This window comes from Mycobacterium sp. AT1 (assembly GCF_002043095.1).
Lineage (GTDB): Bacteria > Actinomycetota > Actinomycetes > Mycobacteriales > Mycobacteriaceae > Mycobacterium.
In genome coordinates, this window is the sequence record NZ_MVOC01000072.1 from 32,816 (window position 1) to 43,321 (window position 10,506).

Genomic DNA, 10,506 nt, shown 5'->3' on the forward strand with positions numbered 1-10,506 from the left:
AACCCGTGCCCGATCCAGCGACCTACCGGCCGGCCCCGGGCTCGATACCCGTCGAGCCCGGCGTCTACCGGTTTCGCGATCCGCACGGCCGGGTGATCTACGTAGGCAAGGCCAAGAGCCTGCGCAGCCGCCTCAACTCCTACTTCGCCGACCTGTCCGGACTCGCCCCCCGCACCAGACAGATGGTGACCACCGCGGGCAGCGTCGAATGGACCGTCGTCGGCACCGAGGTCGAGGCGCTGCAGCTCGAATACAACTGGATCAAGGAATTCGACCCTCGATTCAACATTCGCTACCGCGACGACAAGTCCTACCCCGTCCTCGCCGTCACCCTCAACGAGGAGTACCCGCGGCTGTTCGTCTACCGCGGTCCACGCCGCAAGGGCGTGCGCTACTTCGGTCCCTACTCCCACGCCTGGGCGATCCGGGAAACCCTCGATCTGCTGACCCGGGTCTTCCCGGCTCGCACCTGCTCCAACGGAGTGTTCAAGCGGCACAACCAGATTGGCCGGCCGTGCCTGCTGGGATACATCGACAAGTGCTCGGCGCCGTGCGTCGGCCGGGTCAGCGCCGATGAGCACCGGCGCATCGTGCTCGACTTCTGCGACTTCCTGGCAGGCAAGACCGACCGCCTGGCCCGCGACATGGAACAGCAGATGAACGCGGCGTCGGAAGCGCTCGACTTCGAACGGGCCGCCCGGCTGCGGGACGACATCGGCGCACTCAAACGGGCGCTGGAGAAGCAGACCGTCGTCTTCGGTGACGGCACCGACGCCGACGTCGTCGCGTTCGCCGACGACGAGCTCGAGGCCGCCGTGCAGGTGTTCCACGTCCGCGGTGGTCGGGTGCGCGGCCAGCGAGGCTGGGTCGTCGAGAAGTCAGGCGAACCGGGGAAGTCGGGGCAGGAACACCTCGTCGAGCAGTTCCTCACCCAGTTCTACGGCGATCAGGCCGAACTGGGCGGTGCGGCGGACGACGCCACCAATCTGGTGCCACGGCAGGTTCTGGTGCCGGTGCTGCCCGACAACGCCGAGGAACTCGCGGCCTGGCTGAGCGGGCTGCGCGGGTCCAACGTGCAGCTGCGGGTGCCCGTTCGTGGTGACAAGAAGGCGCTGGCCGAAACCGTGCACCGCAACGCCAAGGACCAGCTGGCGCAGCACAAGCTCAAGCGCGCTGGGGACTTCAACGCCAGATCTGAAGCGCTGCAAAGCATTCAGGAGTTCCTCGGCCTCACCGAAGCGCCGCTCCGCATCGAATGCGTGGACATCAGCCACGTCCAGGGCACCGACGTGGTGGCGTCGTTGGTCGTTTTCGAGGACGGGTTGCCGCGCAAGTCGGACTACCGGCACTACGCCATCCGCGAAGCGGCGGGTGAAGGCCGCTCCGACGACGTCGCCTCCATCGCGGAGGTGACGAGGCGCCGCTTCGCGCGGCACGTGGCCGACGCCCAGGCGCCAGTCGTCGAGGACGGCAAGGCCAGACGATTCGCCTACCCGCCCAACCTGTTCGTCGTCGACGGCGGCGCGCCCCAGGTGAACGCGGCCGCCGCGGTCCTCGAAGAGCTGGGGATCACCGACGTGGCCGTCATCGGACTGGCCAAGCGGCTGGAGGAAGTGTGGGTGCCGGGGCAGCCCGATCCGGTGATCATGCCGCGCAACAGCGACGGGCTCTACCTGCTGCAGCGGGTGCGTGACGAGGCGCACCGCTTCGCGATCACCTATCACCGAAGCAAGCGGTCGAAGCGGATGACTGCGTCGGCACTAGACTCCGTCCGGGGACTGGGGGAGCACAGGCGAAAGGCGTTGGTGACTCACTTCGGGTCGGTGGCCCGGTTGAAGGACGCCACCGTCGAAGAGATCACCGCGGTGCCGGGAATCGGAGTGGCCACGGCGAACGCCGTCCTGGAGGCACTCGGCGTGCCTACGATCAAGGACGAGGTGTCGATGACGGGCCAGGGGATGACGACGAGCGAGAAGCTGGAGGCGGATCGCGCATGACCGATCTGCGCGAAGGCCACGGCGACGATCTGCCAGCGGCCGGGATCGACGTCGTCCTCGTCACCGGATTGTCGGGGGCGGGCCGCGGCACCGCGGCCAAGGTCCTCGAAGACCTCGGCTGGTACGTCGCGGACAACCTGCCGCCCGAGCTCATCGCCAGAATGGTCGAGCTTGGTCTTGCGGCGGGGTCGCGCATCACCCAGCTCGCCGTCGTGATGGACGTGCGCTCCCGTGGATTCACCGGCGACCTGGAATGGGTGCGTCACGACCTCGCCACCCGCGGCATCACCCCACGCGTGCTGTTCCTCGAAGCGTCCGACGACATCCTGGTGCGCCGTTACGAACAGAACCGTCGCAGCCATCCCCTGCAGGGCAATCAGACTCTGGCCGAGGGCATTTCCGCGGAGCGCACCATGCTGGCTCCCATCCGCGCGGCCGCCGACCTGGTGGTCGACACGTCGTCCCTTCCTGTGCCCGCCCTCCGTGAAACCATCGAGCGCGCGTTCGCCGCCGAGACGGTGGCGCACACCAACGTGACCGTCGAATCGTTCGGCTACAAGTACGGCTTGCCGATGGACGCCGACACCGTCATGGACGTCCGCTTCCTGCCGAACCCGCACTGGGTCGACGAGTTGCGCCCCCACACCGGTCAGCACCCGGCAGTGCGCGACTACGTCCTCGGCCAACCGGGGGCGACGGACTTCATCGACACCTACCATCGGCTTCTGGACGTCGTCATCGACGGATACCGCAGGGAGGGCAAGCGCTACATGACCGTCGCGATTGGCTGCACCGGCGGCAAGCATCGCAGCGTCGCCATCGCCGAAGCCCTCGCGGGGCGTCTCGGTGGCGACGGTGATCTGACGGTGCGGGTTCTGCACCGGGATCTGGGCCGCGAATGAATTCCCGCATCGTCGCACTGGGTGGCGGCCACGGTTTGTACGCGACGCTGTCGGCCCTGCGCCGGTTGACGCCGCACGTGACGGCTGTCGTGACGGTCGCCGACGACGGCGGCTCGTCGGGCCGGCTCCGCAGCGAGCTCGACGTCGTGCCACCCGGCGATCTACGAATGGCGTTGGCGGCGTTGGCATCCGACTCTCCGCACGGCCATCTGTGGGCGACCATCCTGCAGCACCGGTTCGGCGGCAGCGGCGCTCTCGCCGGCCACCCCATCGGCAACCTGCTGCTCGCCGGACTCAACGAAGTCCTCGCCGACCCGGTCGCCGCGCTCGACGAACTCGGTCGCATCCTCGACCTCAAGGGCCGGGTGCTGCCGATGTGTCCGGTCGCGCTGCAGATCGAGGCCGACGTCGCAGGCCTGGAATCAGACGCCCGGATGAGCCGGGTGATCAGGGGTCAGGTCGCCGTGGCCACGACGGTGGGCAAGGTGCGCCGGGTGCGCCTCAATCCCGGCAACCCGCCAGCCACCCGGCAGGCCGTCGACGCCATCATGGCCGCCGACCTCGTCGTGCTGGGACCCGGTTCCTGGTTCACCAGCGTGATTCCCCACGTGTTGGTGCCGCAGTTGGCCGCCGCGCTTCAGGCGACCACGGCGCGACGGGCGCTGGTGTTGAACCTGGTGGCCGAACCTGGCGAGACGGCGGGCTTCTCCGCCGAGCGCCACATCCACGTACTGGCGCAGCATGCACCAGGATTCACCGTGCACGACATCGTCGTCGACGCGGCAGGCGTTCCCGGAGAACGGGAACGGGACCAACTTCGGCGAACCGCGGCCAGCCTCGAGGCTCGGGTTGAGTTTGCTGACGTGTCCAGACCTGGTACACCATTACATGATCCGGCCAAGTTGGCTGCGGCGCTGGAGCGTGTGAGGCTGCGCGGTAGTGCACCCGTGCCGCCGACGGCTCCGACTGCCGCCGCTCAGTCGGTCGACGAAAGGTGACGATCTCGTGGCGATGACAGCCGAGGTCAAGGACGAGCTCAGCCGACTGGTGATCAACTCGGTGAGCGCGCGACGTGCGGAGGTGGCGTCCCTTCTGCGCTTCGCCGGTGGCCTGCACATCGTGGCGGGCCGCGTGGTGGTGGAGGCCGAGGTTGACCTCGGCGTCATCGCGCGACGCCTGCGCAAGGACATTCACGACCTCTACGGCTACAACGCCGTCGTGCACGTGCTGACGGCCAGCGGCATCCGCAAGGGCACCAGATACGTCGTGCGCGTGGCGCAGGACGGGGAGGCGCTGGCGCGTCAGACCGGACTGTTGGATCTGCGGGGTCGGCCGGTGCGCGGATTGCCTGCACAGGTCGTCGGCGGCAGCGTCGGTGACGCCGAAGCCGCTTGGCGTGGAGCATTTTTGGCGCACGGCTCGCTCACCGAGCCGGGCCGTTCGTCGTCGTTGGAGATCAGCTGCCCCGGTCCGGAGGCGGCACTGGCCCTCGTCGGCGCGGCGCGGCGGCTCGGCGTCAGCGCGAAGGCTCGTGAAGTTCGGGGCAGCGACCGGGTGGTGGTGCGCGACGGCGAGGCCATCGGTGCGCTGCTGACGCGGATGGGCGCCCAGGACACCAGGCTCACCTGGGAGGAGCGACGCCTCCGCCGTGAGGTGCGGGCGACCGCGAACCGCCTCGCCAACTTCGACGACGCCAACTTGCGGCGCTCGGCGCGCGCGGCCGTTGCCGCCGCGGCCCGGGTCGAACGCGCGCTGAACATTCTCGGCGACTCGGTGCCGGACCACCTGTCCAACGCGGGCAGGTTGCGGGTCGAGCACCGGCAGGCGTCCCTCGAGGAATTGGGTCGGCTCGCGGAGCCGCCGATGACCAAAGATGCCGTGGCCGGCCGCATTCGGCGGTTGCTGTCGATGGCCGACCGCAAGGCCAAGCAGGACGGCATCCCCGACACGGAGTCGGCCGTGACACCAGATCTACTCGACGACGCCTAGGCGGCGACGACTGCCGGGTGCGCCAACGGATTGGCTGCCGGGTTGCCTGCGAGCGCGTCGAGGACCGCCGCCATCGCCTGCGGGCTGGTGTAGATGTTGGCGTGCCCGAGGACGAGCCCTGGGTAGCGCTGCTGAAGGACGACGTTCGTGACGTTCGGTCCGGTCAGGGCTTGCTGGGTGTAGGGCGTCACCACCTCGTCGTTGACCGTCGAGATGGTCGTGTACAGCACGCCCGGCCGGGTGTCGCCGTTGCCGTAGACCTCGTGCTGGAACGCCGAGCCCACGCCCTGTTGAAACAGGGCTGGTGCGATCGCGTCGGAGATGGCGACGAGCAGCTGGCCAAGGATCGGGATGGACTGAAACCCGGTCAGTTGGTTGAAGTCGGTGCCGTGGTTGCTAGGGGCGATGCCGATGACCTGGGAGACCTTGTCGGCTCCGCCGAGTTCGTTGACGTAGTAGACCGGCAGGATGCCGCCACCCTGCGAGTGCCCGACAAGGATGACCTTCGGGGCCCCCGTCACCGCGAGCACCCTGTCCACCTCCGCGGCGAGTTCCAGGCCGGACTTCCGGATGTCGCCCATGGCCTGGATCGGGAAGTTCGGCTCGGCGGTGGTGTTGCCGTAGTTGAACGTGAAGACCTTGTACCCCGCGTTGGCCAGCACCGGCGCGCCGACCGACCAGTTGACGCCCTGGGTCCCCGTCGTCCCGTTGAGCAGGATGACCGGCAGCGGATGCTCCGCCGTCACCTCGATCGACGGGTCGTTCGCCCCAGCGGGTGGCCTGGTGGGCGTGAAGAACGCGAGCCCGTCGACGAGGCCGTAGTTGACGGTGAACCGGCCGCCCGGGGGTGACAGCGGTGCCCCCACCAATGTCCGGCCGACGGCGGCCGCGGCGTTGGCCACCGACATGGCCAACAGGTAGGGCACGCCGAGGAAGCTGGAGGGGCCAAAGGCATGGGCGACGACGGTGGCGGCGGTGTGGACCGCAGACACCGTGACCGTTCCGACGTCGACGGCCAACCCGGCGAGCTGGAGGTCGGCGCGCGGCTTGATCGTCGGGGCGGGGTTTGGCGCCCCGAGCGGGGCGGGTGCGATCGGGGCCGCCGCTACCGAGTCGGCCGGGGAGGGGACACTGCGCAGGGCGGGGGCGGATTTCGTCGGCGCGGGTCGGGACACCTCCGATCGCGACACCACGGGCGTATTCGGCTGCTGGGCATGCTTGTTGGGTTCGCGCGGGACGGCGACGGTGGTGGCGGGAGTGGCTTCGGGCGCCGGATCGGACTGCTGCGGCTCCGATGTCGTGGGTTCGTCGTCACGTGATGCCGCTGTGGACGGGCTGCCGGAGGAACTGCCGGTTGGGTGTGTGGTGCCGGGAAGCTTCGCCGGACTCGACGGCGGTTTCGTGGAGGACCCCGGCTTCGACTCCGGGTGCGACCCGGTGTCGGGCTCGTCCTTCTGCTGGGACGAAGCCGGGCCGGCGGAATCGGACGGCCCCTCGTCGGCCTTGGCGACACCACTGCAGCCCAGCGCTCCGACGGAGAACCCCGCCACGACGACCGCGGCAAGCGCGAGCCGCAGCCGCGGGAACCGCCCCGACGGGCGGCGCGACCTGGGGCGGCGGGAACTCTCGTACATCACAACCTCCGACTCGAGCTAACGGACCGTAGCCGCTCCGCGCCCGCGACCGCCGCGGTTCGGTGGAATCGGCCGCCGCAGTTACCGTGAGCCGATGGACACCCTTCGGGTGGGCGCGTTCCTCACCGATCCGCCGTTCGCCGGGATGGTCGGCGGCGGCTTCGACGTCGACCTCGCCGCGGCGGTGGGCGCCGCCCTCGGGTCGTCCGTCGAGAGGATCGCCACCGACGCCCCCGACGTGGACGACCTCCTGTCATCCCTCGCAGCAGGCGCGTACGACTGCGTCGTCGCCGCCGTGACCGTCACGGCCGACCGTCAGAACACCGTCGCCTTCGCCCCGCCCTATCTGGCCTCCGGTCACGCGCTCGCCGTCAACGCCGCGCGCCATCCCGCGGTCAGATCGGTCGACGACCTTGGCGGGCTCACCGTCGCGGTCCTGCGCGGCTCGGCCGGGCACTCGATTGCGCAACGGCTGCACGCCGAAGGCAGAGTCGGGGCGGTTCGTTGCTTCGCTCACGGCGACATCCGCTCGGCGGCAAGCGAACTCGAGGCGGGCGACTGCGACGCGATGATGGCCCTTGCGCCCACGCTGGCGGAACTCGTCAGGTCCCTGCCCGACGTCGACGTGGTGCAACGCGGCCTGTCCCGCGAGGAGATCGCCATTGCGGTCGCCCCGGGTGACACCGCACTGGCGGCGCAGATCGCCACGGCACAGGAACGGCTGGAGGCGGCCGGGTCGTTACAGGAATTGCGACGCAAATGGCTCGGTAACCCGTACCGGGACCAGAGTCTGGCCGCCCACTGACCAGCCTTCGCGTCGCCAGCGGCGCACCACTAGGCTGATCCCCGAGCACGAGACGGGGCAACGTCCCGAAGCATCTTCGAGATCTAAGGAGCACGACAGTGACCGTTCGGGTAGGCGTTAACGGCTTCGGCCGAATCGGACGCAACTTCTTCAGGGCCCTGGACGCGCAGAAGGCCCTCGGCAACAACGTCGACGTCGAGATCATCGCCGTCAACGATCTGACCGACAACGCCACGCTGGCGCACCTGCTCAAGTTCGACTCGATCCTGGGCCGGCTGCCCTACGACGTCAGCCTCGAAGGTGACGACACCATCGTCGTCGGCGACACCAAGATCAAGGCCCTCGAGGTCAAGGCCGGTCCGGCCGAACTTCCGTGGGGCGATCTGGGCGTCGACGTCGTCGTCGAGTCCACCGGCATCTTCACCAACGCCGCCAAGGCGAAGGGTCACCTCGACGCCGGAGCCAAGAAGGTCATCATCTCCGCGCCGGCGACCGACCCCGACATCACCATCGTGATGGGCGTCAACGACGACAAGTACGACGGCAGCCAAAACATCATCTCCAACGCCTCGTGCACGACGAACTGCCTCGGCCCGCTGGCCAAGGTCCTGCACGACGAGTTCGGCATCGTCAAGGGCCTGATGACCACGATTCACGCCTACACCCAGGACCAGAACCTTCAGGACGGACCGCACAGCGACCTGCGTCGCGCCCGCGCCGCCGCCCTGAACATCGTCCCGACCTCCACCGGTGCGGCGAAGGCCATCGGCCTGGTCATGCCCGAGCTGAAGGGCAAGCTCGACGGATACGCCCTGCGCGTGCCGATCCCCACGGGTTCGGTCACCGACCTCACCGCCGAGCTGGCCAAGTCGGCCACCGCCGACGAGATCAACGCGGCGATGAAGGCCGCGGCCGAGGGCCGCTTGAAGGGCATTCTGAAGTACTACGACGCGCCGATCGTCTCGAGTGACATCGTCACCGACCCGCACAGCTCGATCTTCGATTCGGGTCTGACGAAGGTCATCGACAACCAGGCCAAGGTCGTGTCGTGGTACGACAACGAGTGGGGTTACTCCAACCGGCTGGTTGACCTGGTCGCGCTGGTCGGCAAGTCGCTGTAGAGCCGAATCCGTGGCCGAATCCTCCATCAAGTCACTGTCGGATCTGCTGGCCGAGGGGGTCGAGGGTCGGGGCGTGTTGGTGCGCTCCGACCTGAACGTTCCGCTCGACGACGAGGGGACGATCACCGATCCCGGTCGCATCCTCGCGTCCGTCCCGACGCTGAAGGCGTTGTCGGATGCCGGAGCCAAGGTCGTCGTCACCGCTCACCTCGGACGGCCGAAGGACGGACCCGACCCCAAGTTCTCGCTGGCGCCCGTCGCGGCGGCCCTCGGCGCGGAACTGGGCAGGCACGTTCAGCTGGCCGGCGACGTCGTGGGCTCCGACGCGCTCGCACGCGCCGAAGGCCTGACCGACGGTGACGTGTTGATGGTCGAGAACATCCGCTTCGACCCCCGTGAGACCAGCAAGGACGACGCCGAGCGGCTGGCACTGGCCAAGGAGCTGGCCGAACTGGTCAGCGCGGCCGACGGTTCGCCCGGTGCGTTCGTCTCCGACGGATTCGGCGTGGTGCATCGCAAGCAGGCGTCGGTGTACGACGTGGCGACGATCCTCCCGCACTACGCGGGCTTGTTGGTCGACACCGAGGTCAAGGTGCTCGAGCAGCTCACCAGCTCGACCGAGCGCCCCTATGCGGTGGTGCTCGGCGGCTCGAAGGTCTCCGACAAGCTGGCCGTCATCGAGAACCTGGCCTCCAAGGCCGACAGCATCGTCATCGGCGGCGGCATGTGCTTCACCTTCCTTGCCGCACAAGGGGTTTCGGTCGGCACCTCGCTGCTGCAGCCGGAGATGGTCGACACCTGCAAGAAGCTGCTCGAGGACTACGGCGACGTCATCCACCTCCCGGTGGACGTCGTCGTCGCGGAGAAGTTCTCCGCCGACTCTCCGGCCGAGACGGTGGCCGTGACCGCCATCGCCGACGACCGGATGGGCCTCGACATCGGGCCCGAGTCGGTGAAGCGATTCACCGCACTGCTGTCCAACGCCAAGACCGTGTTCTGGAACGGACCGATGGGCGTCTTCGAGTTCCCGGAGTTCGCCGCGGGCACCAAGGGCGTCGCCGAGGCAGTCATCGCCGCGACCGCCAAGGGCGCGTTCAGCGTCGTCGGTGGGGGAGACTCCGCCGCCGCCGTGCGCCAGCTCGGCCTGCCCGAGGATGGCTTCTCGCACATCTCAACCGGTGGCGGTGCGTCGCTGGAGTACCTCGAGGGCAAGACGCTGCCCGGCATCTCGATCCTCGAAAACTAGGAGACACCCGATGGCACGCAAGCCGCTCATCGCAGGCAACTGGAAGATGAACCTCAACCACTTCGAGGCCATCGCCTTAGTGCAGAAGATCGCCTTCTCGCTTCCGGACAAGTACTTCGACAAGGTCGACGTGACGGTGATTCCGCCGTTCACGGATCTGCGCAGCGTGCAGACCCTCGTCGACGGTGACAAGCTCCGACTCACCTACGGGGCGCAGGACGTCTCCAAGCACGACTCGGGTGCCTACACCGGCGAGATCAGCGGCGCGTTCCTTGCGAAGCTCGGGTGCACGTTCGCGGTGGTCGGCCACTCGGAGCGCCGCACCTATCACGCCGAGGACGACGCCCTGGTCGCCGCCAAGGCCGCCGCGGCGCTCAAGCACGGGTTGACGCCGATCATCTGCATCGGCGAAGCACTGGAGATCCGTGAGGCGGGAGATCACGTCTCCTACTGCGTCACCTCGCTGCGCGGATCGCTCGCCGGGCTTTCGGCCGACCAGATCGCGAACGTCGTCATCGCCTACGAGCCGGTCTGGGCGATCGGCACCGGCCGGGTGGCGAGTGCCGCCGACGCGCAGGAAGTCTGCGCCGCGATCCGCATCGAACTGGCCGAACTGGCGTCTGTCGACGTTGCGGCCACCGTTCGGGTGCTCTACGGCGGTTCGGTGAGCGCCAAGAACGTCGGTGAGATCGTCGGACAGGCCGACGTCGACGGCGCCCTCGTCGGCGGAGCGTCCCTGGACGGCGAGCAGTTCGCGATCCTGTCGGCGATCGCCGCCGGCGGACCCCTGCCCTAACTGGCGGTAGGTCGTG

9 protein-coding genes are annotated in these 10,506 nt (G+C 68.5%); 8 read left to right on the top strand and 1 reads right to left on the bottom strand.

The genetic code is table 11. The annotated features are described in order from the left end of the window. The first annotated feature begins 5 nt into the window (after window positions 1-5). The 4 genes from uvrC to whiA are packed head-to-tail and all read left to right on the top strand — an operon-like array spanning window position 6 to window position 4,888. Window positions 6-1,997 carry an excinuclease ABC subunit UvrC gene (gene uvrC / locus B1790_RS29325; RefSeq protein WP_079926799.1) on the top strand — a complete coding sequence of 664 codons (1,992 nt, stop codon included), beginning with the start codon at window positions 6-8 and terminating at the stop codon, window positions 1,995-1,997. Continuing rightward, entirely contained in the window at window positions 1,994-2,899 is a 906-nt protein-coding gene (gene rapZ / locus B1790_RS29330; protein ID WP_079926800.1) for an RNase adapter RapZ, read from the top strand. Before uvrC ends, rapZ begins: the two co-directional genes overlap by 4 nt. Beyond that, complete coding sequence (gene yvcK / locus B1790_RS29335) at window positions 2,896-3,897, top strand: uridine diphosphate-N-acetylglucosamine-binding protein YvcK (RefSeq protein ID WP_079926801.1); 1,002 nt, start codon at window positions 2,896-2,898, stop codon at window positions 3,895-3,897. The genes rapZ and yvcK overlap by 4 nt, the downstream gene beginning before the upstream one ends. Window positions 3,898-3,910: 13 nt before the next feature. Beyond that, window positions 3,911-4,888 (top strand): DNA-binding protein WhiA, encoded by a 978-nt coding sequence (whiA, locus tag B1790_RS29340; protein WP_079926815.1) that lies wholly within the window; start codon window positions 3,911-3,913, stop codon window positions 4,886-4,888. Here the strand turns inward: whiA and B1790_RS29345 are convergent. Further along, window positions 4,885-6,522, bottom strand: a complete 1,638-nt coding sequence (locus B1790_RS29345; protein WP_079926802.1) for a triacylglycerol lipase — start codon at window positions 6,520-6,522, stop codon at window positions 4,885-4,887. The genes whiA and B1790_RS29345 overlap by 4 nt on opposite strands. Window positions 6,523-6,616: 94 nt before the next feature. On the opposite strand from B1790_RS29345, the gene B1790_RS29350 reads away from it, so the two are divergent. The 4 genes from B1790_RS29350 to tpiA all read left to right on the top strand — a co-directional run bounded on the left by B1790_RS29350 (window position 6,617) and on the right by tpiA (window position 10,490). Further along, window positions 6,617-7,327, top strand: coding sequence for an ABC transporter substrate-binding protein (locus tag B1790_RS29350; protein WP_079926803.1), 711 nt, complete (start codon window positions 6,617-6,619; stop codon window positions 7,325-7,327). A 98-nt stretch (window positions 7,328-7,425) separates the two neighbouring features. Then, window positions 7,426-8,448, top strand: coding sequence for a type I glyceraldehyde-3-phosphate dehydrogenase (gap, locus tag B1790_RS29355; protein WP_079926804.1), 1,023 nt, complete (start codon window positions 7,426-7,428; stop codon window positions 8,446-8,448). A 10-nt stretch (window positions 8,449-8,458) separates the two neighbouring features. Then, window positions 8,459-9,694, top strand: coding sequence for a phosphoglycerate kinase (gene pgk / locus B1790_RS29360; RefSeq protein WP_079926805.1), 1,236 nt, complete (start codon window positions 8,459-8,461; stop codon window positions 9,692-9,694). Window positions 9,695-9,704: 10 nt separating this feature from the next. Beyond that, on the top strand, window positions 9,705-10,490 hold the full coding sequence (tpiA, locus tag B1790_RS29365; protein ID WP_079926806.1) for a triose-phosphate isomerase: 786 nt from the start codon (window positions 9,705-9,707) through the stop codon (window positions 10,488-10,490). The last annotated feature ends 16 nt before the right edge of the window (window positions 10,491-10,506 follow it).